Raw genomic sequence first — 25,523 nt, 5'->3', positions numbered from 1 at the left:
TGCGCCTCCCCGGGGAAATCACCAGCGCGTCCATGTCGAACTGGACGATGCGCCCGGCCAGGCCGCCGGTCAGCGCGCCGTACCAGACTGCCGGCTTGAAGCCGAGCGCCTTGCGCCGGAAGTGGATCTGCGGATTGCCGTCGATGCGCACATAGCCGTTTGGCAGCGGCGTGGTGGCATAGCCTTCTGTGGTGCGCGCCACGTCGATCAGCGCGGCGAATTCCGGCACGTCCAGCACATAGACCGATGCGCGGCCGGCCTGCTCCGGCGCCGTGCCGATCTGCGCGGCCTTGGCCTGCCAGACGGGTTCAATGGAAGTAAAGGCCGTGGCGGCGTCGGCGGCTTGCTCCAGCGCCATGGCGGACTCGATGGTCAGCCTGGCGTCAAGCGCATCGGCCTCGCTGAACGGGCGCAGCTGCCAGGTGATCTCGATCGGATAGCCGTTGGGATCGTTGAAGTAGATCGACTCGATGACCTCGTGGCGGATCTGGTAGCGCACCGGAATGCCGACCGCCTCCACGCGCTGGCGCCATGCCAGCAGCTCCGCTTCGTCGCGCACGCGCCAGGCGGTGTGCGTGGCGCGGTCCTGGTAGTGCTCGCGTACCGCCAGCCAGTCCGGCCGCTCGGTGCCGATGTAGTAGAAGAAGGCAATGGTGCTGCTGTTGCCGCTATCGAAGAAGAAGTGCAGGAAGTCCGCATGGTTGTCCGGGCCCCAGCCCTTGGCCGAAATGGCGTGGACCAGCGGCAGGCCAAGCAGGTCGCGGTAGAAATGCACGGTCTCGGCCAGCTTCCAGGTGGGACGCGCGGTGTGGTGCACGCCGTGCAGTTGCACGGACGGCACGCCGACAAGGTGTTTCGCTTCGGTCATTTCACTTCCCTTCGGTTACGGTGTTGCCGGCCGTCTCGGCCTCGAGCAACTGGATGATCTGCTGGCGCAGCAGCACCTTGCTGAGCTTGCCGGATGCGGTCAGCGGGAACTCTCGGATGACTTCCAGCCGTTCGGGCCACTTGAACTTGGCCAGCCCGGCTTCCTGCAGGTATTGGGTCAGTTGCGCCAACGTGAGATCGGTTGCCGGCGGCTCGGGAATGACGAAGGCGCACACGCGCTCGCCATAGACGCGATCCGGCATGCCCACCACGGCCGAGGCCAGCACGCCCGGGTGCAGGTTGATGACGTTTTCCAGTTCCTCGGCGTTGATCTTCTCGCCGCCGCGGTCCACCACATCCTTGATGCGGCCGCAGAAAAGTAGTAGCGCTTGCCGTCCACCACGCGCGAGGTCATCAGGTCGCCGGAGCGGTAGAAGCCGTCCGCGGTAAAGCGGGTCACGTCTTCCTGCTCGGACTTGTAGTAGCCGCGGATGGTGTAAGGCCCGCGGAACAGGGCTTCGCCGGGCTCGCCGTCGGCCACGGGATCCTCCGTGCCGGGGTACACAAGCTTGACCTCGTCATGCGTGGACACCGGACTGCCGACGGAGGTGTCGCGGATCTCTTGCGGGTCGTGCTTGCGGGCGAACATGATCACGCCTTCGGTCATGCCGAAAATGTGGTGCGTGGGCGAGCCGGTCAGCCGCGTGAGGCCGGCGGCGTTCTTCGTCGCGATGAAATTCCTGCGCGAGCGTGCGCTGGCATCGGACTGCGCCAGCTCCGGCGCAATGCGCGTCAGGATCGGGCCCGCCACGCCGAACCAGGTAGGCTGGTAGTCGCGCACCAAGCCGCGCAGGTTCTCCTCGCCGAGATCCGGGGTGACCGTCAACGTGGCGCCGGTCAGCAGGAACGGCCCGAAGAAGCAGCCCATGTTGAGGTTGTGCATGTACGGCGTGGGGAAGAACAGCACGTCGTCCTTCGTATAGCCATTGCAAGCCGCCACCGCGCGCATGTTGTACAGGTATTCGTTCTGGAAGCGCGGGATGATCTTGGGCACGCCCGTGGTGCCGCCGGAGAGCTGGAACACGGCAGCCTGGAAGGGATGGGGCTTGACGCCCGCCAGGATCGCGCGCGCCCTGGCCAGCGGCATTTCCTCGATCAGGTCGGCCAGCAGCACCGCGCTGCCACGACGCTCGCCACGCGCCTGCAGGATGATGGAAAGGCTCGGCACTTCCGCCTGCATCTCCTGCGCAAAGGCCACGTCGTCGAACTTGGCATCGTCGCCCTGCACCACGTGCAGGCGCGCTTCGCAAAGATTGCCGAGATAGCCGATCTCCAGCTTGCGGAACGCCTGCAGCGAGCAAAGCGCAATGATGCCCGCCTTCAGGCAGCCAAAGAATGCCAGCAGCAGCTCGTTGCTGTTGCCGCACTGGAACACCGCGCGATCCAGCGGCCGCAGGCCCAGCGCCAGCAGCGCGGCGCCAAGGCGCTCGGTTTTCTCGTCCAGTTCGCGGTAGGTCAGCCTGCCCTCCGGGCCCACCAGCGCGAGCCGGTCCGCGTTGGCCTGGAACGACGCGCGAAATGCGCCGACCAAGGTTTCTTGCGTCAGCACGCCTTCGGCAACATTGCGCCGCAGCCGGTCTTCGTCGGGGTACCTGACGCCCGCCAGTAGCTCCGGGGGCCGTACCGATTGGGATTGCAACATGTCTGTCTACCCTTGCTTGTCTGTTTTTTTGCTGGCGCGCCGAACGTGGCCCGACGCGCCGGATGACTTGCCTTACACCATCAGCTCGCGCAGCCACTCGACGATGTGCGCCCCGGCGATACGCTGGCCCGGCTCTTCGTCGCGGCTCAATGCCATGCCATGGTGATTGCCGCGCACGCGGATATGGCGCTTTTCCGTGCTGCCGATCTGCTCGTAGACTGACTCGATATCGGCGGGGAACGTGCACTGGTCTCCGGTGTACTCCAGCAGCAGCGTGGGCTGGTGCACCGCGCCGATGGTCTTGTCCAGCGACGCATTGGAAGTCAGGCCCGACCAGGTCGACAGCCAGGATTCCGGCGTTACCACGCGGGCAAAGCCAACGCTGCCCCAGTTGGAGACAAAGGGATCCTCGCCCCACAGCGAGCCCGTCTTGCGGTCCGACGGGTCCAGCGTGATGTCCCAGGATCGCAGGTCGGCGTCCGTGCGCCAGACGTGGAAGATAGGCGCATGCGCGGCCACGCGCCGGTCCAGATCGGTGCCGCCGCCTGCCTTGATGCGCTGGCGGGCGTCTTGCTTGGTGTGCAGCAACTGCCTGGCATGCTCGTCGATCCGCCTGACCCGCTCTTCCTGCGCGGCACGATAACGCGCGACAAAATCCGGCGCATAACTGCCGCGCCCGCTGGCGGCCTCGAAGCCGTTTGCCGCGCAGAACGGGTCGAGCGAGGCATCGGTCTGCATCGGATCGTTCTCGTCGACAACGGAAGGATCGAGCCCGGTCATCAGCAGCTTGCCCTGCCCCGGATGCGGCGACACCAGGATCATGCCGTCGACGGTGGGCATCTGCAGCTCTGCCAGGTTGGTCGGCCGCCCGCCCGGGGTCCTGGCGATGCGCTGCGATGCCGGCGTGAGCGCCTGCTGGTTGTAGAAGGTGTAGAGCGATGCGCCGCCGGAGTTGCCCAGCAGCACGATGCGCTCAAAGCCCAGCTCGCGCAGGTGCGCCATGCCGGCCGCCACGTCGAACAGCGCGATCTCATGCTCCAGGCGCAGGTCGTTGCCGATCGAGCGGGGGCCCTGCACCCAGCAGGCGCAACCGGCGTCGAGGATGAACGGCACGAGGTAATGCGTGATCGCCATCTCGCGGGGGTGCATCACCGAGACGACGGTCTTTTCCTTGCCGGTCGCCGTGAAGAGAAAGCCGAGCGTGCGCTGGCCATCCGCGGTACCCAGCGCATAGGGGACCATCTGGTAAGGGCGCGTCATCAGGCGCGCATCCCACGATGCGCCACGCATGCCTGCTGTTACCTGTGCCTTGATCTGCTCCGTCACGGCGTCTCCTTTGATTAAATGCTACCGTCTCAATAATTTAGGCGTTATTTGATTGCATGTCAATTAATGGTAAACCTTGTCTCGCGCCAACACTGCACCCACCCCACGATGCGCGCAAAAGGAAAGCGGCTGCACCGTCAAGTCGATGGGCAGCCGCCAAGTGTCGGCGTTAGCCGCACAGGAAAGTGCCAGGTGAAAAGCGCGCTAGCCGCCGCTCAGAAGCTATGCCGCAGACCCACCACCGCGCCCAGCTGGTTGGCGCCAGGCACGATCGAGCCGTCGTAGCCGTTGGCACTGAGCGCGGACCCACCCTTGTTCTTCGTGTAGGAAGCCGTCAGGTAGGCGTCGGTGCGCTTGGAGAACCGATAGCCGGCCGACAGCACAAAGGAGATGGGATCCTTGGCCGAGGTGCGGTCATTGGTCTTGTACACGGCGCCGGTCAGCGCAACGGCCGGCGCCAGGTTCCAGTTCACGCCGGTCCACATCAGGTCCGTGCGCGACATCGACGCCAGCAACTGGCTCGCCAGCCGGCGGTAGCCCACGTAGACGCTGACCGCCTCCAGATCCACCGCGGCCGCGCCGACATAGCGCCGCTCGGTCTTGCCGGCCGTGGCCACGCTGCTGCCATTGAGCTGGTCGTACGCGCCCCCACGCGAAAACGGCCGCTCTGGTAGGTAAAGCCGGCGCTCATGTCGCGCCCCACACGGCTGTTGCCCGGCACTTCCGAGCCATTGGCCACGGTGGAATCCACCCCGAAGCTGTACAGCGCCGCTACCGTCAGCCCGCCAAACTTGCCGGTGTACTTGGCCGCGTTGTCCACGCGTCCCGCCAGCCAGTTGTCGTGGCTGAACGACGAGTACTTCGGCGCGAAGAACATGGGATCGAACGCGATGATCAGGTCGAACATCAGGTTGTGATGCCGGCCCAGCGTGAACTGGCCATAGGCGCTGCTGTCGACGCCGACATAGGCCTTGCGCCCAAAGATCCGGCCGCCCTGGGAGGACGATCCGGTATCGAGCACCATGCCGCCTTCGAGCACGAACACGCCCTTTAGGCCGCCACCGAGATCCTCCACGCCACGCATGCCCCAGCGGCTGCCGGCAATATTGCCGGAGGTCATGCGCAAGAGGCTGTCGCCCTGCTTTGCCGCGTTCGGCACGCGGTTTACGTATTCGATGCCGGCATCCACCACGCCATACATCGTGACGGACGATTGGGCTTGCGCTTGCCCGTGGGTCAGTGCCGCGAGTGTCGCCGCGGCCATGGCCAGTGCTTTGTTCATTACGTCTCCTTGATTGGGTCTTGTCCGCAAGCTGCGATCGGCCTGCGTCTGGTCGTGCGGTCTCCTGACAGGCAGCCTCGACGACGAATGCTCACCCAATCAATTGATATACACTCAATAAATACTATTGAGTTTTGATATGGTGTTAAATAATGGTTTTCCCGGTGCACGGCATGCCAGGCAGACGCTGCGCAAGCCTCGGGGCCGGCCCGCGACGCTCAAACGCTTGCTTCGCCATGCGCCGCTGGCATACTCGCCATGCGGGTTAGCGCACGTGCCCGCGCATGGCACGGGCTTAAGCTCATCGCGTCAGCCGTGCCACCTTTGTCAGCCCTGATTGAGAACAGACGACATGACCCTGTACTTGCTCTCGCTTTTTATCGGCATCGTGGCTGGCCTGCGCGCCATGACGGCACCCGCCGCCGTCAGCTGGGCGGTCCACGCAGGCTTGCTGGACCTGTCGGGCAGCTGGCTTGCCTTCATGGGCTATCGGTTCACGCCCTGGATCTTCAGCGTGCTGGCCGCGGTGGAACTCATCACCGACAAGCTGCCCGGCACGCCGAGCCGCAAGGTGCCGCAGCAGTTCGGCGCGCGCATCCTTTCGGGGGCGTTGTGCGGGGCCACGATCGGGGCGGGTGGCGGCTTGCTGGTAGGAGGGGCCATTCTTGGCGCCGTGGGCGCCGTGATCGGCACGCTCGGCGGCGCGGCTGTGCGCGCGCGCCTTGCGGCGATATTTGGCAGGGACCGGCCGGCGGCGGTGATCGAAGACCTGGTTGCCGTCATCGGCGCGGCGGTCATGGTGCTGTCGCTGGCTTAGGCAGCGATGCCAGCCGGCCTATAAAGGATCGACCAGGCTGCGGATAACGTCCGCCAGGCGGGCCGCGCGTGCGCGCCCCTTCGCGTCCAGGCCAAGCGCGCCGCCCGCGGCCAGCGCCTGCAGGCCGAACGCGGCGTCGGTCATGTCGCGCCACGACGGGTGATCGGCGTGCATGGCCTCGAGCGCCTGCGCGCCGGCCGCCAGGCGCTGCGGGTCGGGCTGCAGCCCTGCCGCCAGGTCTTCCAGTACCGCCGCTGCGTCGAGCAAACCCTTGCGGTTCATATCGGCATCTCCCTCTCGAACTTGATGGCAAATGACCAGTCCCGCAGTGTTTTTTTGCAGACCGGACGATGGATTTCGCTGTCGTTGGCAACGCGCCGGGCGCGGCGCCAACCCAGACGATATGCGCGGACTTTCACCTCTTATTCTCTCAATTAGACCCTGACCCACGCCGCTACGATCTCGAACGTGAAGAGTGAAGCACACGATCGGGACTACCCCTGGTTCCCGGTCGGTGCGCACATCTTCTGCGCGAAACGAGGGCAAGATCGGCGCACACAGCCGACAGATCAGCGATCGGGGTGAAGTCAGCATCTTAATGGCCCGTGGCCTCCCACGGCCGTCCCGGCGTACCCGTACTACCCTCGTGGCGACAGCATCAAGGGCGACGCGACAGCCAGGCGACGGGCACCGGATTTCCTGCCCGGGAACCATCGGCTTGTCGCAATACAGCGCACGCCAATGGCGACGCCATCGATCAGTACTTCGCCCGAGGAAGCCCTGCGTGCCGGCCGTAGCATCCGCGCGCAACTGGCTCTCCTGACTAGCCGGGCCGCTTCGGCGGGCCGACCTCCTCCAACATGCAATTAAGGGATTGCAACCATGGCTATTTCCTCGATAGGTGTCGGGTCCAAGCTGGAACTGAGCACCTTGCTGGACAATCTGCAAAAGGCGGAAGAGACCAAGCTCACCGCCCTGACCAAGAAGGCCACCGTCCACACCACCAAGCTCTCCGCTTATGGTCTGCTGCAAGGGGCGCTGGCTTCGTTCCAGAATGCCGCCAGCGCGCTTGGCACGGCGAGCCTGTACAACAGCACCACCACCACGTCCAGCAGCACCAACGTGCTGGGCGTCGTGGCCGACAAGTCCGCGATGGCGGGCAGCTATGCGGTCAAGGTGACGCAACTGGCGCAATCGCAGACGCTGGTGTCCAACGGCATCACCGACAGTACGGGCCAGTTGCTGGGCAGCGCCAAGATCAAGATCGAGTTCGGGACCACCGAGGGCGCCGTCTTCACGCCCGGCACCGGCACGCCCGCCTCGATCAACATCAATGGCACCAACAACACGCTGACCGGCATCCGCGATGCGATCAACGCGTCCAATTCGGGCGTGACCGCCAGCATCGTCAACGATGGCGGCAGCACGCCGTACCGCATGGTGCTGACGTCCAACGCCACGGGCGCCAAGTCCAGCATGCGCATCTCGGTGGAAAGCAACGGCGCCGGCGACCCCAGCACCATTGCCGGCTTGCTCGCGTATGACCCGGCCGGCACCAAGGCGATGAAGCAGAACATCGAGGCCCTCGACGCCAAGCTGACCATCAACGGCATCGACGTGAGCAGCCCGACCAACTCGGTGCAAGGCGCCGCGCCGGGCCTGACGCTGAACCTGCTGAGCAAGGGCGACAGCACGGTGACCGCCGTCACCGACACCGCGACGATGGCTGGCGCCGTGCAGGGCTTTGTCACGGCCTACAACACGCTGCAGAGCACCGCCGCGAAGCTGTCCGCCTTCGACAAGTCCAACAAGGGCACCCAGTCTCCGCTGCTGGGCGACGCGACCCTGCGCACGATCCAGAACCAGTTGCGCTCCGTGTTCAACACGCCGCAAACCGGCGCCAGCGACTCCAGCCTGGTCAACCTGACCCAGATCGGGATCTCGTTCAAGGCCGACGGCTCCATGGGGCTCGACACCGCCAAGCTGAACAAGGCGCTCGCCAGCAACCGGACCGGCGTGGCGCAGCTGTTCAGCGGGGTCGACGGCAAGTCCGGCTATGGCAATCAGCTGGCGGAAATGGCGAAGTCGTTCAGCGCCACGAAGGGCGCGCTGACGACGGCCACCGAAGGCATCAACACCAACCTGAAGGACCTCGACAGCGCCTATACCCGCACCTCCGCGGGCATCGACGCCACGATGTCGCGCTATCGGGCGCAGTTCCAGCAGCTTGACCTGATGATCAACCGGCTGAACTCCACCGCCAGCTACCTCACGCAACAATTCGCGGCGATGAACAACACGTCCACGAAGTGAACGGCACCATTGCCGTCCCGCCTGCGAGGGCGGGACGGCCCCGCGGGAGGCTTACCGTCTCGCTATCCCTCGGTGGCATAACCGTGCGATGCCGCTACACTGTCGCCTGATCCCAGCCAGTCCATCAGGAACCGCCCCACATGCACGAACAAGAACAGAGCGGAAGCACCCCTCCTTTACGATCCCCTCGCTGCGCCAAGCCGCAAGCATCCTGGTCGTGCGCGATGGCGCGGCCGGCATGGAAGTGCTCCTGGTGCGCCGCCCCGAGCGCAACGACGACCGCAGCAGCGGCGCCTTCGTCTTTCCCGGCGGCACGCTCGACCCTCAAGACAGAACCCTGCACGATGCCTGCGCCGGCCTGGACGATGCCGCGGCCAGCAAGCGTCTCAAGCTGCCTGACGGCGGCCTGGATTTCTACCTGGCAGCCGTGCGCGAGTGTTTCGAGGAAGCCGGCCTGCTGTTTGCGAGCGATGCCAGCGGCAAGCTGATCGCGCTGGACACGCTGGATGCCACGCAGCAGGCATGGCTGCGGCAATCCGCGCGGCGCGGCGGCCCGGGCATGGCGCAGCTCTGCGAGCGGCTTGGTGTGCGCCTGGCGGTGGACCGCCTGGCGTATCACAGCCACTGGCTGACGCCACCCGGCTTGCCCAAGCGCTTCGACACACGCTTTTTCGTGGCCGTGGCGCCCGCCGGCCAGTCCGCCACGCACGATGGCGACGAAGCCGTGGAGCATCTCTGGGTACGCCCGAGCGATGCCATCGATCCGGCGCGCGGCCTGAAGCTGGTGGCAGTGACGCGGCGCACGCTAGCCTCGATTGCCCGCTTCGACACCGCCCAGGCCTGCTTTGACCATGCGGCGCAGCTGCGCGACATTGCGCGCATCATGCCGCGCCTGGCCCAGGGCGGTGGCGGCCTGCGGCCCGTGCTGCCCTCTGAGCCTGCCTATGCCGAGATCGAGCGCATCGACCCGCAAGGCCAGGGCCATGCGCGCTATGAGCTGGCGACCGGCGCCGCGGTGCGGCTGTCCGAGCGCGTCTGGCGCGTCACCGCCGGCAATGGCAGCGTGATGACCGGGCCCGGCACCAACACGTACTTTGTGGGGGACCCCGCGCGCAACGAATGGGCCGTGATCGATCCAGGCCCCGACGACGAAGCCCATGTGGCCGCCGTGCTGGTGGCCGCACCCGGCCCGATCCGCTGGATCCTGGCCACCCACACCCATATCGACCACTCGCCGGCAACGCCAAGGCTCAAGGCCGCCACCGGCGCGCCGGTGCTGGGCCGCCCCGCGCCGCCAACGCCACGCCAGGACCAGACCTTCCAGCCCGAGCGCATCCTGGCGCACGGCGAGCGCCTGGCGCTGGGCGAAGGCTGCACGCTGCGCGTCGTTCACACGCCGGGACATGCATCCAATCATCTTTGCTTCCTGCTTGAGGAAGAAAAGACCTTGTTCACCGGCGACCACGTGATGCAGGGTTCCACCGTCGTCATCAATCCACCCGACGGCGACATGTACGCATACCTGGCCTCGCTGGCCGCGCTGCAGGACGAGGACCTGGAATGGCTCGCGCCCGGCCACGGCTTCCTGATGCCCCGGCCAGCCGATGCCATCCGCACCCTGATCCGCCATCGCATGCAGCGCGAGGCAAAGGTGCTCAACGCGCTGCGCGAGCTTGGCGAAACCGGCATCGATGCCTTGCTCCTGCGCGTCTACGACGACGTGCCGGAACGCATGCTCCCGGTGGCAAAGCGCTCGCTGCTGGCGCACCTGCTCAAGCTGGTGCAGGACGGCCGCGTGCAGGAGGTCGACGAGCAGTGGAAGATAGTGGAGAACGCAGCAGGCTGAAACGCCGCGGAATGCAAACAAAAAGCCGACCTCGATAGGTCGGCTCAGCTTGCCGACAAAGCCGGCTCGGCGTTGTCGTGCTCCCTCTCCCGCGCGCGGGAGAGGGGCTGGGGGAGAGGGCGGGCGCTCGATATGCCCGCGTGCTGGACAACACCACGGGCTTCGCTTGAAGTGGCTCCTAGCTAAGCCACCCCTCTCCCCGGCCCTCTCCCCTGAGGGGAGAGGGAGAGACAGACGTCGTCATGGCGCGCGGCTTTGGCCTGTTCGGCGGCTTCGGCTTGTGCTTCAGGTTTGCTAGACGTCTTACTCGGATACCGAAGCCATCAGCAGGTCCGCGGCGGACTCCAGCCGCTCGGGCGCCCCGAACAGCCGCGCTACGATCAAGCCGTTCTGCAGCGCGCCATAGATCACCTGCGCCAGCGCGCGTGGCGTCACCGGATAGACCTTGCCGTACTCCTTCTGCGCACGCTCGATCAACCCCATCAGCCAGTTCTCGTTCATGCGGTAGAACGCCTTGAGCTCGGCGTGGACCGATTCCGGCAGGCACAGCGTCTCGGTGGACAACATGCCCGCGAGGCAGATCTGGTCGCCGCAGGCCGCGGTACGCAGGAAGTTAAGGTAACCCCCGGCCTGCACGGCAGGGGCAAGCGAGGCGTCCACGCTGCGCAGCCGTTCGGAGATACGGGCGCTGTATTCCTTCACTGCCTCCAGCACCAGGTCGTCCTTGGCGGGGAAGTAATAGTGGATGCTCGACGTCTTCACGCCGACCAGCTCGGCCAGGTCGCGGTAGCTGAAACCATTGAAACCGCGCCGGCGGATCAGCACCAGCGTGTGTTCGAGCAGTTGTTCGCGTACGGATTGCGTTTTCATAGCGCGATCTTATCTATCTATCGATAGATCCTCAAGCCAATTTCATGTGCAGTCGCAACAAGCCGGCTTAGTTGGGCCTAAGTTGCGCCTTAGTTGCGCTTAAAAGGCCCTATGTCGGCTCACGCCGGAAGCACTTGCGCCACCACGGTGACCGCAGAGCCACTAGCAAGGCACAGAACCACCCAGCCAGCCAGGATCAGGAAACTGTCCCGTAAATTCATGATGCACTCCCACTCTATTTCACTCTCACTCTGTTTCCCAACCGCTATCAGGCATCCAGGTGGCGATCGCCGGGAGGCCCTGGCAGCGCTCACGCATTGGCGCCATCGGTGAACACGTCGAACTTGCCACGCGCGCCATCGGTGTAGGCGTCAACGCTGCGGGCCGGGCTAGCGGACACCCCGCTGCGGTCCAGGCCGGCCACGGTGCGGGCACCGTCCGTGAACGGGTCGAACTTGCCGGTGCGCGCGCCATCGGTATAAGCGTCAACGCTGCGGGCCGGGCTAGCCGACACCCCGGTACGGTCCAGGCCGGCCACGATGCGGGCACCGTCCGTGTACGGGTCGGCCTTGCCAACGCGCAAATCGTCGGCGTACGGGTCGAACTTGCCGGTGCGGGCGCCATCGGTATAAGCGTCGGGTGTGGTGGTGCGGAACACGTAGCCGTACTTGTCACCCGAGAACGTGCTGTCCTTCGGGCCCGAAGCCTGGGCGGTACCCGCCACGAAGGCGGCAGCAAGGGCGGCCGCGGTGATGAGGGTCTTGGCGAAGAGGTTCGAGGTCATGATGTTCTCCATTCACATTGAGGATCCGCGCTTCGGGCGGAATCGATTCAGTACGCTTTGGAACCCTTGCTTTGACTGGCTGTTATCTACCAGTAGATAGATAAGCTGGCCAAAAAAACGGGGACTCCCCGGGTGCTGCGTTGGATCCTCTTTCCTGCTTCAGCTTTCCTTGCTGGGGCGGAGCAGCGGCTTCCATGCGCTGAATATTATCTACTGGTAGATAGATAGTCAATGAGTTTTTCAGGCCGGATGTCAGATGCCCATAATATGGCGTAAAGCGCATATCAACTAGGGAGAGACGCTCGAAGAAAAAGTCGGAAAGACCGGAAAAAGCACCGGTCGTTGCACATTTTTCACGCACCGGGAAAGGACGCGGCTGAAAGGAAAAAACGCAACAAGGATTTACAACGTTTTACTACGGCCTCTGCGTATTCACTCCTAGGATGAACTGTGCGGGACGCGGCATAAGCAGGCGTGGGGCGAGTATTCATGCGCCCTGGCCTGCCTTCGCTTGCGTGCCCCGCTGGCCCCACCGAGGTTACCGCCCCAGTTTGTCTGGCGTGGCGCAGATGCCAGCTAATCCAGCCAGCCTGTGCCCGTGCGTTCCCTGGCTGAGCCACAGGCGACCACCTCCTTACCACCGGAGCAAGAGATGCGCAGAGTACTCACGTTGACGTTACTTGTCGCCGCCGCAACGGCTTCAGGCTTGAGTTATGGCCAGCAAAAGAAGTTCGACCCATACACCGACGGTGCCAAGGCCGGCAAGGCCGATCCTTATACGGATGGCGCCAAGTCCGGCAAGTTCGACCCGTACACGGATGGCGCGAAGAAATCCACGCAAATGGACCTGAATGCCACGCAGGGCAAGCCCGATCCCTACACGGACGGAGCCAAGGTCGGCAAGACCGACCCCTATACGGACGGGGCCAAGGCAGGCAAGGCAGATCCCTATACCGATGGCGCCAAGGCCGGCAAGGCCGACCCGTACACGGACGGCGCGAAATCGAAGTAGCGAGCAGCCGCTGGACGCGGCCACCCACGTCGTTGTCGCCGCTACGCGGCGATGCTGACCCGGGGCAGAGCCCCGGCCCGGAGCCTTTGAAACGGCAAACCCGCGCGGCCCCTGCCTTGGCCGCGCGGGATACGCTTGCGTGCGCAAGCTAGTCACCCCCTCCCCGTTAATCACGCCTAGCCGGCCAGGATCCGCTCCGGGTGCCGGCCGCTGGTGCCGAGCAACACGTCCGTGCCCCGCTGCGATGCTTCGCGCGCGCCGACGATGGCCCAGTAGAAGCTTGTCGTCGGGCATGCCCAGGCGGTAGCCGGCAAGCGGCACGTTCGGCACCCTCTAAAAAATGTAGATTCTGACCTTGAATTTATCTGACTTATCAAATACTATCCAGCCAGCAGACGGAAGACAGGAGCCAACATGAAGCACTACACGAAAGAGACCTATAACCTGACGCAGAGCGTCGGGTTCTACCTCAACAGGGCCCGCAATCTTGTGCTGATGGAGATGGACGCCGCCCTGAAGGAACTCGATATCACCGCCCAGCAGATGGGCATCCTGCTGTCGCTGTCGCTCGGCACGGCCACCACCCCGTTCGAGCTGAGCAAGCTGCTGGCGATCGACACCGGCCTGATGACCCGCATCCTCGACAAGCTGGAGCGCAAGGGCCTGCTGACCCGCTCGCGCAGCGTGGATGACCGCCGCGTGGTGAACCTGGAGCTCACCGCCAAGGGCCACAGCGTTGCCAACCAGATTCCGGAGATTGCCCCCGAGGTGCTGAATGCGCGCCTCAAGGATTTCAGCAAAAGCGAGTTCGACGAATTGTTGCGCCTGCTCGACAAATTTTCGGCCGCCTGAGCGCGCGTCTTTTTAACCATTTATCTGACAAATCAGAAAATGAAAACGCAGACTTCTCGAATGACCGGCCGCGCCCTGCGCTCCACCAAGGTCCTGCCCCTGCTGCTCAGCGCCTGGCTGGCCGGTTGCGCCAGCTACGCGGGCATCTCCAGCGACAAGCACGTCACCGCACCCACCGCGCTGGAAACCACCGCCAGCCTGCCCGCCGAGCAAGGCCACTGGCCCGCGGCCGACTGGGCCGCCCAGTTCGGCGACGCGCAGTTGCGTGCGCTGATTGCAGAAGCGCTCGAAGGCAGTCCGTCGATCGACATGGCCAAGGCACGCCTGGCCGCCGCCGCGGCCTACAGCGAAGGCGCCAATGCCAACACCTTGCCGCGCGTGGACGCCGGTTACACGCTGACCCGCCAGCAATACTCGGGCACCGCCCTCGCGCCCCCGCCCATCGCCGGCTCCTGGCAAACCGAAAACCGTGGCGTGATCAGCGCCAGCTATGAACTCGACCTGTGGGGCAAGAACCGCGAAGCCCTGGCCTCCTCGATTTCGGCACGCCGTGCCGCCGAGGCGGAATCGGAACAGGTCCGCCTGTCCGTCAGCTCGGCCGTGGCCCGCGCCTACAACGAACTGGCCCGCCTGTACGCCCTGCTCGACATCGCCCAGGACGAAGTCAGGCAGCGCACCGCGCTGGCCCGTATCACCCACGCCCGCGCCGCCTCCGGCCTGGACACCGAAGTGGAACAACGCACCGCCGACGCCAACCTCGACGCCAGCAACGCGGCGGTCACGGCGCTTAACGGCGCCGTCCTCAACACTCGCTACCAGTTGGGCGCCCTGCTCGGCCGCGGCCCGGACCGCGGGCTGGCCGTCGCGCGCCCCACGCTGAGCCCCGGCGACGAAGTGCGCCTGCCAGACAACCTCCCGGCCGACCTGGTCTCGCGCCGCCCCGACATCGTCGCCGCACGGTGGCGCGTGGACGCCAGCACCCACGACATCAAGGTGGCGAAGGCCGGCTTCTACCCCGACATCAACCTGAGCGCCGCGATTGGCCTGGATGCCTTCGGCTTTGGCCGCTTTCTCACCGCCGCCAGCCGCACCGCCAACGCTGGCCCGGCGATCCACCTGCCGATCTTCGATGCCGGCGCGCTGCGCGCGCAACTCGAGGCCGCTACGCGGAATTCGACCTGGCGGTGGCAAACTACAACCAGACGCTGATCGGCGCCCTGACCGACGTCGCCACGCAACTGGCCCAGATCCGCACGATCGATGCGCAACTGGTCGACGCATTGCGCGCCGAGCAAAACAGCCGCCGTGCCCGCGACCTGGCCCTTGCGCAGTATCGCCAGGGCCTGACGACCCAGCTCACCGTGCTGAACGCGGAAACCAACGCGCTGGCCCGCACCGAGGCAGTCGCCCAACTGCGCATGACGCGCCGCGACCGCCAGATCGCGCTGGCGGCGTCGCTTGGCGGCGGCTACACGGATACGTCCAGCGCCGCGCCTGCGGCAGTGGCCATGCAGTCGCCGGTCCTTAGCCCCGCCGCGCCGGGCGCTCCCGTACAGCCGCAATAACCGCTCAACTCCGCTACCAACTCCGCTACCGATACCGCTACCGAGGTGTTCAAAATGACCGAAGCTACCCAGACCGAAACCACCGCCGGCGACAACAGCAGCAACGCCCCCGCCGGCAAGATGGCCACCCGCAAACGCTTGCTCGCCGCGCTGGGCATGGTCTCCCTGATTGCCGCCGGCGGCTACGCGGCCTACTACTTCACCTACGCCGTGCATCACGAAGACACCGACGACGCCTATGTCAATGGCAACCTCGTGCAACTCACCCCGCAGGTCAGCGGCACCGTGATCAGCGTCAACGCCGACGACACGCAGATCGTCAAGGCCGGCGAAGCCGTGGTCAACCTCGACCCGGCCGATGCGCAGGTCGCACTGGGCAACGCCCAGGCCCAGCTCGCGCAAACGGTGCGCCAGGTGAGCGCCCTCTACGTCAACAACAACGTCTACCAGGCCGCGATCCAGCAGCGCCAGGCCGACCTGGCCAAGGCCCGCGACGACTTCCAGCGCCGCAGCCAGGTGACGGAAACCGGCGCCGTCTCCGCGGAGGACGTGGCCCATGCCCGCGACGCGGTCAAGACCGCCGAGGCCGCGCTCGAAGCCGCCCGCCAGCAACTTGCGTCCAACCGCACCATGACCGACCAGACCACGGTCGCCGAGCACCCCGCCGTGCAGGCCGCAGCGGCCAAGCTGCGCGATGCGCACCTCGCCCTTGCCCGCAACACGCTGCCTGCGCCGGTCACGGGCTATGTGGCACGCCGCTCGGTGCAGGTCGGCCAGCGCGTGGCCCCGGGCGCCCCGATGATGGCCATCGTCCCGCTGGACGGCGTCTGGGTGGACGCGAACTTCAAGGAAGTGCAGCTCCAGCATATGCGCATCGGCCAGCCGGTTGAGCTGCGCGCGGACGTGTACGGCAGCAGCGTGCGCTACCACGGCCGCGTGGTGGGCTTCTCGGCCGGCACCGGCAGCGCGTTCTCGGCCCTGCCCGCGCAGAACGCCACCGGCAACTGGATCAAGGTGGTGCAACGCCTGCCCGCCCGCATCGAGCTCGATCCGGCGGAGCTCCGTGCCCACCCGCTGCAGATCGGCTTGTCGATGCAGGTCGACGTCGACACCAAGGACCGCAGCGGCGCGCAACTCGGCGCGGTCAAGAAGACCACGTACAGCACCAATGTCTACCGTGCGTACGGCGAACAGGCAGACGCCGAGATCGCACGCATCATCGCGCTCAACAGCACCGCCGGCACCTCCAGCACCGCCAGCACGTCGGGCGCGCAAGCCACGGCGGTTGCCGCGAAGACGGTGGAAAAGCCGGCAAAGGCTGCAGCCCTGTAATGCCTTGCCGAGATTTTTCTGCGCCATTTATCTGATAACTCAGATTTTTATATAGCAATTAAATCCGGCAAGCGCCGGCCGACACAAGTAAGAGACCCGCCGAGTTCACCATGGAAAACGCCAACACAGCCGATCAGCTCCAGCCCCCGCCGCTCTCCGGCGCCAAGCTGGTGCTCGCCACCTTCGCGGTAGCGCTTGCCACCTTCATGAACGTGCTCGACTCGTCGATCGCCAACGTGGCCATTCCCACCATCTCCGGCAACCTCGGTGTTTCGGTGGACGAAGGCACGTGGGTCATCACGCTGTTCGCCGCAGCCAACGCGGTATCGATCCCGCTCACGGGCTGGCTGACCCAGCGCATCGGCCAGGTCCGCTTGTTCGTCGGCGCCATCCTGCTGTTCGTGCTGTCGTCGTGGCTGTGCGGCATCGCGCCCACCCTGCCCATCCTGTTGGCCGCGCGCGTACTGCAAGGCGCCGTGGCCGGCCCCTTGATTCCGCTCTCCCAGGCGATCCTGCTTGGCTCGTATCCCAAGCAACGCAGCTCCACCGCGCTGGCGCTGTGGGCCATGACGGCCACCGTTGGCCCGATTGCCGGCCCGGCGCTGGGCGGCTGGATGACCGATCGCTACTCCTGGTCGTGGATCTTCTATATCAACATTCCCGTGGGCCTGTTCGCCGCGGCCGTCACCTGGATCATCTACCGTTCGCGTGAAACACCTACCCGCGCGCTGCCGATCGACAAGGTTGGGCTGGCGTCGCTCATCACCTGGGTGGCTTCGCTGCAGATCATGCTGGACAAGGGCAAGGATCTCGACTGGTTCCATTCGCCGCTGATCGTCGGCCTCGGCGTGGTGGCCCTGATCAGCTTCATCTTCTTCGTGATCTGGGAGCTGACCGAGGAACATCCGATCGTCGACCTCAAGCTGTTTGCCGGCCGCAACTTCCTGGGCGGGACCGTGGCGATCTCGGTGGCTTACGGCGTGTTCTTCGCTAACCTGGTCCTGTTGCCGCAATGGATGCAGCAATACCTCGGCTACCCGGCCGTGAACGCCGGGCTGGTGACCGCACCGCTGGGCATCTTCGCCGTGATCCTGGCGCCGGTGCTGGGCAAGATCATGCCGCGCTCCGATGCGCGGGTGCTGGCGACCATGGCCTTTGCCGGCTTCGCCGCGGTGTTCTTCATGCGCGCGGGCTACACCACCACCGTCGACACCTGGACGCTGGTGCTGCCCACGCTGTTGCAAGGCATCCCGACCGCGCTGTTCTTCGTGCCGTTGACCGCCATCCTCCTGTCCGGTCTGTCGCCCGACAAGATCCCTGCCGCCGCGGGCCTGTCGAACTTCGCTCGCGTGTTCACCGGCGCCGTAGGCACGTCGCTGGCCAGTACAGCCTGGAACGACCGCAACATCCTGCATCACGCGCAACTCGCGGAGCAGGCCAGCCAGCACAACCCGGTCTTCGTGCACTCGCTGGAAGCCTTGCAGGCCACGGCCGGCTTCAGCCATGACCAGGCGATGGCGTTCTTCGAGCGCAGCCTCACCACGCAAGCGACCATGCTCGGCTTGAACGATATCTTCTGGATCTCGGGCGTGATCTTCATCGTGATCATCCCGCTGATCTGGTTCACCAAGCCGGCCAAGGGCGGCAATGCTGCCGCCGCTGCGGCCGCGCACTGAAGGTGGCGGGGGCTTGAATGACCTGACCCGGCCCCCGGGCCGATCGACGGGAAGGACAAAGCGTCAGTGCGCAATGGCGCACAAGCAGCAAAGCCGCGCAGCGCCGCTGCAAGCCGGGCAGCACTGGTACTAGAATCCGATCCAATCCCCGACGCTTCAGGTAACCGCCAACACAAGATCAAGAGATGGATATCCATGTGAGCATGCACGGCCGGCAGGGCCTGGCCGGCCAACTCTATCGCCAGTTGCGGGCGGGCATCGTCGACGGCCGGCTGGCGCCGGGCGAACGGCTGCCGTCGACCCGCGACCTCGCCACCCAGCTTGGCGTATCGCGCAAGACCACGCTCGACGTGTTCGAGCGGCTGATTGCCGAGGGCTATCTGCGCGCCCGCGCCGGCGACGGCACCTTCGTCGCCCACGAGATGACGGGCCTGGCGCCCTCGCCGTCGCCGCTGTCCCCCAGCCCCGGCGCCGGCTCGATCTGGAAGCACCTGCCCGACGTCTTGCCCAGGACCGCGCCCGGCGCCGCGCCCGCGTTCGACTTCGTGGGCGGCGTCACCGACAAGGGCTTGTTCCCGTTCGACAAATGGCGCAGCTGCGTGAGCCACGCGCTACGCGTGCAGGCCCGCGGGCTCGGCAGCTACCGCGACCCCGCCGGGGAGCAGGAGCTGCGGCTTGCCGTGTCGCGCTACCTGGCGTTCAGCCGTGCCGTGGTGAGCAACTGGCAGGACGTCATCATCACGCAGGGCGCGCAGCAGGCGATCGACCTGATGGCGCGGGTGGTCATCCGCCCGGGCGATGTGGTGGCGGTGGAGGATCCCGGCTATCCGCCCGCGCGCATTGCGTGCTCCGCGCTGGGCGCGCAACTGGCCTATGTCCCGGTGGACGCGCAGGGGCTGGTGGTGGACGCCCTGCCGGACAACGCGCGCATTGTCTACGTCACGCCGTCCCACCAGTTTCCGCTGGGCATGGCCATGAGCCTGGAGCGGCGCGTGGCGCTGCTCGAGTGGGCGCAACGCCGCGGCGCGCTGGTGCTGGAGGACGACTACGACGGCGAGTACCGCTTCATGGGCCGCCCGATGGAGTCGCTCAAGAGCCTGGACAAGACGGGGGTGGTGGCGTACGTGGGCACCTTCTCCAAGACGATCTTCCCGGAGCTGCGCATTGGCTACGTGATTCCTCCTGCGCCGCTGGGCACCGCCGTGCGCCGGGCCAAGCAGGTCGGCGACTGGCACAGCTGCACCATGACACAGACGGCGCTGGCCAAGTTCATGCTCGACGGCTACTTCGCCAAGCACCTGCGGCGCATGCACAAGGAATACGCCGCGCGCCGCGCCAAGCTGCTCGAGCACCTGGAAGGCCCGCTGAGCCAGTGGTTCACGGCCCACGCGCCGGCCGCGGGGATCCACATGGTGGCGCACCTCAAGACGCCGCTGGACGAACGGGCGCTGATCGCGCGCGCCGCTGCCGCTTCGATCGGTCTTTACGGCATCGCAGGCATGTATGGCGGGCAGCCCCGGGCGCCAGGGATCCTGTTTGGCTACGGTGGCATCAGCGTGGCGGACATCCACGCCGGCATGGAAAAGCTGGCCGGGGCGCTAGCGGCGGCCGGCTAGCGGACAGCTCCCCACTGGCTACCTCAAATTAGAGAAAACTGGCTATTTTACATAACCAGTTGCCGTCCTAATCTTGTTCCTGTCGCGCCCCCACCCTGCGGCGCAAAGCACAAAGACAGGAGCAAACCATGGAACAACGCCTCGACTTCTACAAAGCCAGCCCCGCCGCCATCAAGGCCCTGATCGGCGTGGAAGAACGCATCGGCAAGAGCGGCCTGGAACAGCCGCTGGTGGAGCTGGTGCGCCTGCGCGCCTCGCAGATCAACGGCTGCGCCTATTGCATCGACCTGCACACCACCGACGCGCGCAAGGGCGGCGAAGACGACCGCCGCCTGGCCACCCTGTCGGTCTGGCGCGAAACGCCCTTTTTCTCCGAACGCGAACGTGCCGCGCTGGCCTGGACGGAAGCCGTCACGCTGGTCGCCCAGGACCATGTGCCCGATGCCGCATGGGAAGCGGTCCGCCCCCACTTCGGCGACGCCGAACTGGTCGACCTGACCCTGCTGATCTCCGCGATCAATAGCTGGAACCGCTTCGCCATCTCGTTTCGCAAGACGCCGGCCTGACCGGGGAGACGAAAAACATGACCCATTCAAAGATTGGGCAGGCCGTGTCCCGCCTGGCGATCGCCAGCATGATGCCGGTCGTACTGGCACTGCTGGGCCCGGGCACCGTGCTTGCCCATACGCCGGACGGCCAGCCTGGCAAAGCCGAGGAAACCGTGCAGCCGCTGATGAAGCAGCCGATCAAGCTGCCGCTGCCCCAGTGAACCGGCGGCCAGCCCCGGCCGCAGCCGCAATCCCCCAGCTCGCCGTCCCCGCCGTCCCCTACCCGGGAGACCGACGGAACGCGATGCCAAAGCGGTTGAGGCTATTGACCGCGGTGACCAGCAAGGTCAGGTCCACGATCTCCCGCTCCGAAAAACCCGCCTCACCGCTTCCCACACGGCGTTCGGCACCCCCGTGCCGGCGATGTCCGTCACCGCCTCGGCCCACGCCAGTGCCGCCCGCTCGCGATCCGTGTAGAGCGTGGTCTCGCGCCAGACTTCCAGCATCTCCAGCCGCGCCGCCATCTCGCCGTCCTTGCGCGCCCGCGCCGAATGCAGGTCCACGCAGTACGGGCAGCCGTTGATCTGCGACACGCGCAGGCGCACAAGGTCCACCAGCGAATGCTCGAGCCGGTAGCGCTCGCTGCGTCTGTCGAGCCGAAGCAATAGTTCGGTGCTGAGCCGGTTGGCCCGGTGGCTGTCGAGCCGCAATGTCATGCCGATCTCCCCTGCCGGCCCGGCCGGACGGCAGGACCCATGCCACAGGCTAGAGCTGCCGACCGGTGCAAACAATAGCCATTTTTACGCCGATGCAGGTAGCCAGTGGCAGGAGGGGCTTAGTGCTCGCCGGCGTCCTCGGATGCCGCCTGCGAAGCCCTGGCCTTGCGCGTCACGCTCCTGACCGGGATGCCGATCATGGTGGCCGCGCCGCCGTCGCCAAGCGCCCGGGTGAGCGCGGCGGGCCTCTCCACCAGATCCTGCAGGCTATATGCGTCCAGCACCTCGAAATAGGCCCGCAATGCCGCGGACAGCACGCCGCGCAAGCCGCACACACGGGTGATGATGCAGTGGTTGTCGTCGCCCTGGAAGCACTCCACCAGGTTGAAATCCGACTCCATGGCCCGGATCACCTCGCCCACATTGATCTCCGACGCCGGCCGGCCCAGCTCGATGCCGCCGGCGCGCCCGCGCACCGTATGCAGGAAACCCGCCTGGCCAAGCTTTTGCACGATCTTGATCAGGTGGTTCTTGGGAATGCCGAACGCATCCGCGATGCGCTGGATGGTGACTAGCTCGCCCGGATGGACCGCGACATAGATCAGGGTCCGCAGACTGTAGTCGGTGTAGTCGGTCAGTCTCATGGAAAAGTCCGGTTCGCGGCGGTGATGTACGGGGCAGCCAGGATGGGGTTCCGGCGGACATTGCGCCTGACTGTGATGGCCGTCGCAGTCTAACATGGACCCCCGATGCATCTTTGCGCGCCGCCGCAAATTTTATGTTGCATCGCAAATGCATGTTTAATAAAATGAGCGCCAAGGCGTCGCCCCCTGGCCGCATCCACACTGCACCAAGATTGCACATGGACCGCGCGCCGCAACCGCACCAAGGTGAGGCGTCTTTTATCTTTTTTGTTGCATTATCTGTACATCTTTGGAGGTTGCCGTGCTGTCTGAACAATCGAAACCCCTGATCGACGCGAGCGTCCCCGTGCTGCGCGAACATGGCCTGGCCATTACCCAGGCCTTCTATCGCAACATGTTTGCCGATCGGCCCGAGCTGACCAATCTGTTCAACATGGGCAACCAGGCCAACGGCTCGCAGCAGCAGTCGCTCGCCTCCGCCGTATTCGCCTACGCCGCCAACTATGGCGACAACAGCGCCCTGGCCCCGGTCGTCAGCCGCATCGTGCACAAGCACGCCTCGGTCGGCATCAAGCCCAGCCACTACGCCATCGTCGCCCGCCACCTGCTCGGTGCCATCGGCGAAGTGCTTGGCAACGCCGCCACCCCGGCGCTGGTCGCCGCATGGGACGAAGCCTACTGGCTGCTCGCCGCCGAACTGATCGCCGCGGAATCCCGCCTCTACGAGCGCGCGCAGACCGGCCCCGATCACCGCCAGCCCGTGCGCATCGTTGAGCGCGAAGCGCAAAGCGCCGACATCACCGCCTTCACGCTCGAAGCCATCGGCGGCACCACGCTGGCCGACTTCCTGCCCGGCCAGTACATCTCGGTCGTGGTGGAACTCACGCCCGGCGCCTTCCAGCAACGCCAGTACAGTTTGTCCGACGCACCCAACGGCAGCACCTGGCGCATCTCGGTCAAGCGCGACCGCGGCAATGGGGAGGACCTGCCCGCCGGCGCGGTCTCGAACTGGCTGCACGAAAACGCCCGCGAAGGCGACGTGCTGATGGTCAGCCAGCCCTTCGGCGACTTCGCCCCGCGCATCGAGCCCAGCACGCCCATCGTGCTGCTCTCGGCGGGCGTCGGCGTCACGCCCATGATCTGCGCGCTGAACGCCGTCGCGCAGCGCAACCCTTCACGCAAGGTCGTGTTCGGCCACGCCGCGCGCATGGTCTCGCACGTGGCGCACCTGAAGGACATCAAGCATGCCGCCCGCAAGCTGCCCAGGCTGCGCACGCACTTCTTCCTGGAGTCCGCAGAGCCGGCGGAATTCCTGGCGCAACCCGCCCTGCCCGGCCGCATGGATATCGACGTGATCCTGGCCGACGACGATCTTGCCGATGCGGACTTCTACCTGTGCGGGCCGCTGCCGTTCATGCAGGCACAGCGGGCGGCGCTGCACGCGCGTGGGGTAAAGGCGGAACGGGTGCACCGGGAGGTGTTTGGGCCGGATTTGCTGGATGGGTTGGTGTAACGCCAAAAGCGCATGGCTGGCAGGCGCCGGCCCTCACAACCTCAGGAAGCCAGCCCTTGCTGCCGCGGGAACCGCAGCGCAAACCGCACCAGCCCGGGCGTTGGGCAGCTGGCCTCCACGCCGCCGCCATGCAGCGCCATGATGGCCTTCACGATGGCCAGCCCGAGGCCATTGGATTCGGTGACCCGGCTGCGCGCTGCGTCGCCGCGATAAAAGCGGTCGAACAGCCGGTCCAGCTGGCCCTGTGGAATGGCCTCGCCCTGGTTCTCCACCGAGATGACGATCCCATCAAGCTGCTCGGTGCCGCTGAGCCGCACCACGCTGCCCGGCGCGCCATAGCGCACGGCATTGACCACGAGGTTGTTGATGGCGCGGCGGCACAGCAGCGGATTGGCCCAGAGCGTGCCGAGCGCCTCCACCTCGAATGTCATCGCCTTCTCGTCCGCCGGCCCTTCGAAATACTCGGCGATCTTGTTGAGCTCATCGGGCAGCGACACCTGGGCGCGCTCGATGACCAGGCCGGCGTGGTCGGCCTGCGCCAGGAACAGGATGTTCTCGGCGATATGGCCGAGCCGGTTCAGTTCCTCCAGGTTGGACTCGAGGACTTCCTGGTACTCCTCGGGATGGCGCGACTGGCTCAACGTCACCTGGGTCTGGCCGATCAGCGCGCCCACGGGCGTGCGGATTTCGTGGGCGAGGTCGGCGGAGAACTGGGATAGCCGCTCGTAGCCATCGGCCAGGCGGTCCAGCATGGCGTTGAATGCGCCGACGAGGCTTCGCAGCTCGGCCGGAGCATCCCGCTCGTCAAGGCGCACCGCGAGGCTGGCGGGGCTGATCTCGGCGGCGCGCGCGGCGATGCTGCCAACCGGCTTGAGTCCGCGCCGGATGGCGAAGAACGCGAGCGCGGTCGCCGCCAGCATGCCGACCAGCGCGGCCAGCACCACGCGGTCGCGGTAGGCGGCGAGCATCTGCACTTCGTTACTCATCGGATGCGCGGCGATCACCTCGACCACGCTGCCGTCCTCATTGGAGCGCGCCATCGCGGCCGCCCAGTGCACCGGCACGCCGTTGTCCAGCCGGGTGCGCAGGATGCTGGCCGCGGTCGGGCCGGCGCCATCGCCCGGCGCCCAGGCGCCGAGCTTTGCCGGCACCGGCAGGTTGTCCGGGTTGACGTGGATAAACGGCGGTTCTCCCGGCTTGCGGAAGATCAGCACGTCGCGCTCGGCGCCAAGCATGGATTCGAACAGCAAGGGCCGGTCCTTGAGCTCTCCGACCGTGTACACATCGCTGGCCAGCCGGCGGAAATGCGCCACGCGGCCGATCAGCTGCAGATCGGCACGGGCTTCCATCGAGGTCTTGGCGGACTGGTAGAAATACATGCCCAGCGCACCGATCACCACGCAGGCAATCGCCGCGAACGACAATGTGGTGCGCGCGGTCAGCGAGCGCGAGGACCAGGCTTTCACGCGCCCTCGCCAAAGGTATAGCCGATGCTGCGCACCGTATGGATGAGCTTCTTGTCGAAGGGCAGATCGACCTTGGCGCGCAGCCGCTTGATGGCCACGTCGACGACATTGGTGTCGCTGTCGAAGTTCATGTCCCACACCTCGGCGGCAATCAGCGTGCGTGACAGCGCCTCCCCTGGCGCTTGACCAGCAGGTGCAGCAGCAGGAATTCCTTGTTGGTCAGTACAATCTCCACGCCCTGGCGCGTCACTTTGCGGCGCAGCACGTCGAGCTTGAGGTCGGCGAACTCGAACAGCTCCGCCTCGCGCACCACGCCGCGCCGCAGCAGCGTGCGGATGCGCAGCACCAGCTCGATGAACGAGAACGGCTTGACCAGGTAATCGTCGGCACCGAGCTCAAGCCCGTGGATGCGGTCGTTGACGTGGTCGCGCGCGGTCAGGAAGATCACCGGCAGGTCGCGCCGCGCGCGCAGCGTGCGCATGATTTCCCAGCCGTCGATGCCGGGCAGCATCACATCGAGCACGACGAGGTCGTAGGAATGCTCCAGCGCCATGTGCAGGCCGTCCGTGCCGGTACGCGCGAGATCCACGGCGTAGCCGCTTTCGCGCAACCCCTTCTTGAGGTAATCGCCGGTCTTGGGGTCGTCTTCGATGACGAGGATGCTCATGATGCGCAATGCCATTCAACGGTATGCTGCCATTCTAGCGGCGGCCGGAGCCGCGGTTTATGACATTTTGGTCATCAAAAAGTCACTCGGGCGACCTGCCCACTACCCT

General features: G+C 65.9%; 19 protein-coding genes and 5 pseudogenes. 12 read left to right on the top strand and 12 right to left on the bottom strand.

Going from position 1 to position 25,523, the window contains the following annotated elements; translation table 11 throughout:
• Positions 1-7: 7 nt before the first annotated feature.
• The 5 genes and pseudogenes from OMK73_RS12280 to OMK73_RS12260 all read right to left on the bottom strand — a co-directional run.
• Positions 8-868, bottom strand: a pseudogene (locus OMK73_RS12280) (VOC family protein); the annotation flags it as partial.
• Between the two features lies 1 nt (position 869).
• The gene (locus tag OMK73_RS12275) at positions 870-1,130 is read right to left on the bottom strand and encodes an AMP-binding enzyme (RefSeq protein ID WP_267602312.1); all 261 of its coding nucleotides are present in this window, start codon (positions 1,128-1,130) and stop codon (positions 870-872) included.
• Entirely contained in the window at positions 1,046-2,569 is a 1,524-nt protein-coding gene (locus OMK73_RS12270) for an AMP-binding protein (protein WP_267602311.1), read from the bottom strand. Before OMK73_RS12270 ends, OMK73_RS12275 begins: the two co-directional genes overlap by 85 nt.
• 72 nt (positions 2,570-2,641) lie before the next feature.
• Complete coding sequence (locus OMK73_RS12265; protein WP_420715645.1) at positions 2,642-3,829, bottom strand: alpha/beta hydrolase; 1,188 nt, start codon at positions 3,827-3,829, stop codon at positions 2,642-2,644.
• A 281-nt stretch (positions 3,830-4,110) separates the two neighbouring features.
• Positions 4,111-5,096, bottom strand: a pseudogene (locus tag OMK73_RS12260) (porin).
• 433 nt (positions 5,097-5,529) lie between these two features.
• On the opposite strand from OMK73_RS12260, the gene OMK73_RS12255 reads away from it, so the two are divergent.
• Positions 5,530-5,994 (top strand): DUF4126 domain-containing protein, encoded by a 465-nt coding sequence (locus OMK73_RS12255; protein WP_267602309.1) that lies wholly within the window; start codon positions 5,530-5,532, stop codon positions 5,992-5,994.
• Positions 5,995-6,012: 18 nt separating this feature from the next.
• Here OMK73_RS12255 and OMK73_RS12250 read toward each other — a convergent pair whose 3' ends face one another.
• Positions 6,013-6,276, bottom strand: coding sequence for a hypothetical protein (locus OMK73_RS12250; protein WP_267602308.1), 264 nt, complete (start codon positions 6,274-6,276; stop codon positions 6,013-6,015).
• Positions 6,277-6,876: 600 nt separating this feature from the next.
• On the opposite strand from OMK73_RS12250, the gene fliD reads away from it, so the two are divergent.
• Both fliD and OMK73_RS12240 read left to right on the top strand, forming a co-directional pair.
• Complete coding sequence (gene fliD / locus OMK73_RS12245) at positions 6,877-8,307, top strand: flagellar filament capping protein FliD (RefSeq protein ID WP_267602307.1); 1,431 nt, start codon at positions 6,877-6,879, stop codon at positions 8,305-8,307.
• A gap of 238 nt (positions 8,308-8,545) precedes the next feature.
• Entirely contained in the window at positions 8,546-10,153 is a 1,608-nt protein-coding gene (locus tag OMK73_RS12240; RefSeq protein ID WP_267602306.1) for an MBL fold metallo-hydrolase, read from the top strand.
• A 303-nt stretch (positions 10,154-10,456) separates the two neighbouring features.
• On the opposite strand, the gene OMK73_RS12235 is transcribed toward OMK73_RS12240, so the two are convergent.
• Positions 10,457-11,023, bottom strand: coding sequence for a TetR/AcrR family transcriptional regulator (locus tag OMK73_RS12235; RefSeq protein WP_267602305.1), 567 nt, complete (start codon positions 11,021-11,023; stop codon positions 10,457-10,459).
• A 310-nt stretch (positions 11,024-11,333) separates the two neighbouring features.
• Positions 11,334-11,807: a copper resistance protein CopQ gene (locus tag OMK73_RS12230; RefSeq protein WP_267602303.1), complete on the bottom strand. Its 474-nt coding sequence runs from the start codon at positions 11,805-11,807 to the stop codon at positions 11,334-11,336.
• 652 nt (positions 11,808-12,459) lie between these two features.
• On the opposite strand from OMK73_RS12230, the gene OMK73_RS12225 reads away from it, so the two are divergent.
• The 8 genes and pseudogenes from OMK73_RS12225 to OMK73_RS12190 all read left to right on the top strand — a co-directional run bounded on the left by OMK73_RS12225 (position 12,460) and on the right by OMK73_RS12190 (position 20,629).
• Positions 12,460-12,819, top strand: a complete 360-nt coding sequence (locus tag OMK73_RS12225; protein ID WP_267602302.1) for a hypothetical protein — start codon at positions 12,460-12,462, stop codon at positions 12,817-12,819.
• Positions 12,820-13,233: 414 nt separating this feature from the next.
• Positions 13,234-13,671 carry a MarR family winged helix-turn-helix transcriptional regulator gene (locus OMK73_RS12220; RefSeq protein ID WP_267602301.1) on the top strand — a complete coding sequence of 146 codons (438 nt, stop codon included), beginning with the start codon at positions 13,234-13,236 and terminating at the stop codon, positions 13,669-13,671.
• A gap of 39 nt (positions 13,672-13,710) precedes the next feature.
• Positions 13,711-15,236: pseudogene (locus OMK73_RS12215) on the top strand (efflux transporter outer membrane subunit).
• Between the two features lie 54 nt (positions 15,237-15,290).
• Positions 15,291-16,568 carry an efflux RND transporter periplasmic adaptor subunit gene (locus OMK73_RS12210; RefSeq protein ID WP_420715521.1) on the top strand — a complete coding sequence of 426 codons (1,278 nt, stop codon included), beginning with the start codon at positions 15,291-15,293 and terminating at the stop codon, positions 16,566-16,568.
• Positions 16,569-16,678: 110 nt separating this feature from the next.
• Entirely contained in the window at positions 16,679-18,244 is a 1,566-nt protein-coding gene (locus OMK73_RS12205) for a DHA2 family efflux MFS transporter permease subunit (RefSeq protein ID WP_267602299.1), read from the top strand.
• A gap of 185 nt (positions 18,245-18,429) precedes the next feature.
• Positions 18,430-19,860 (top strand): PLP-dependent aminotransferase family protein, encoded by a 1,431-nt coding sequence (locus tag OMK73_RS12200; RefSeq protein ID WP_267602298.1) that lies wholly within the window; start codon positions 18,430-18,432, stop codon positions 19,858-19,860.
• A 128-nt stretch (positions 19,861-19,988) separates the two neighbouring features.
• Positions 19,989-20,426 carry a carboxymuconolactone decarboxylase family protein gene (locus OMK73_RS12195; RefSeq protein WP_267602297.1) on the top strand — a complete coding sequence of 146 codons (438 nt, stop codon included), beginning with the start codon at positions 19,989-19,991 and terminating at the stop codon, positions 20,424-20,426.
• Between the two features lie 17 nt (positions 20,427-20,443).
• A complete protein-coding gene (locus tag OMK73_RS12190; RefSeq protein WP_267602296.1) occupies positions 20,444-20,629 on the top strand; it encodes a hypothetical protein in 186 nt (61 codons plus the stop codon).
• A gap of 58 nt (positions 20,630-20,687) precedes the next feature.
• Here OMK73_RS12190 and OMK73_RS12185 read toward each other — a convergent pair.
• Both OMK73_RS12185 and OMK73_RS12180 read right to left on the bottom strand, forming a co-directional pair.
• Positions 20,688-21,124, bottom strand: a pseudogene (locus OMK73_RS12185) (carboxymuconolactone decarboxylase family protein).
• 119 nt (positions 21,125-21,243) lie between these two features.
• Positions 21,244-21,768 carry an RrF2 family transcriptional regulator gene (locus OMK73_RS12180; RefSeq protein ID WP_267602294.1) on the bottom strand — a complete coding sequence of 175 codons (525 nt, stop codon included), beginning with the start codon at positions 21,766-21,768 and terminating at the stop codon, positions 21,244-21,246.
• A 301-nt stretch (positions 21,769-22,069) separates the two neighbouring features.
• Between OMK73_RS12180 and OMK73_RS12175 the strand changes: the two genes are divergently transcribed.
• The gene (locus OMK73_RS12175) at positions 22,070-23,281 is read left to right on the top strand and encodes a globin domain-containing protein (protein ID WP_267602293.1); all 1,212 of its coding nucleotides are present in this window, start codon (positions 22,070-22,072) and stop codon (positions 23,279-23,281) included.
• A gap of 41 nt (positions 23,282-23,322) precedes the next feature.
• Here OMK73_RS12175 and OMK73_RS12170 read toward each other — a convergent pair whose 3' ends face one another.
• Positions 23,323-24,747 carry a heavy metal sensor histidine kinase gene (locus tag OMK73_RS12170; RefSeq protein ID WP_267602291.1) on the bottom strand — a complete coding sequence of 475 codons (1,425 nt, stop codon included), beginning with the start codon at positions 24,745-24,747 and terminating at the stop codon, positions 23,323-23,325.
• Positions 24,744-25,414 (bottom strand): annotated as a pseudogene (locus tag OMK73_RS12165) (heavy metal response regulator transcription factor). The gene OMK73_RS12170 and the pseudogene OMK73_RS12165 overlap by 4 nt, the downstream one beginning before the upstream one ends.
• Between the last annotated feature and the right edge of the window lie 109 nt (positions 25,415-25,523).

Source organism: Cupriavidus sp. D39 (assembly GCF_026627925.1).
In the GTDB taxonomy this organism is placed as follows: domain Bacteria; phylum Pseudomonadota; class Gammaproteobacteria; order Burkholderiales; family Burkholderiaceae; genus Cupriavidus; species Cupriavidus ulmosensis.
The sequence above is the reverse complement of the archived record's forward strand: the minus strand, read 5'-3'. Positions and strand labels throughout refer to the sequence as shown.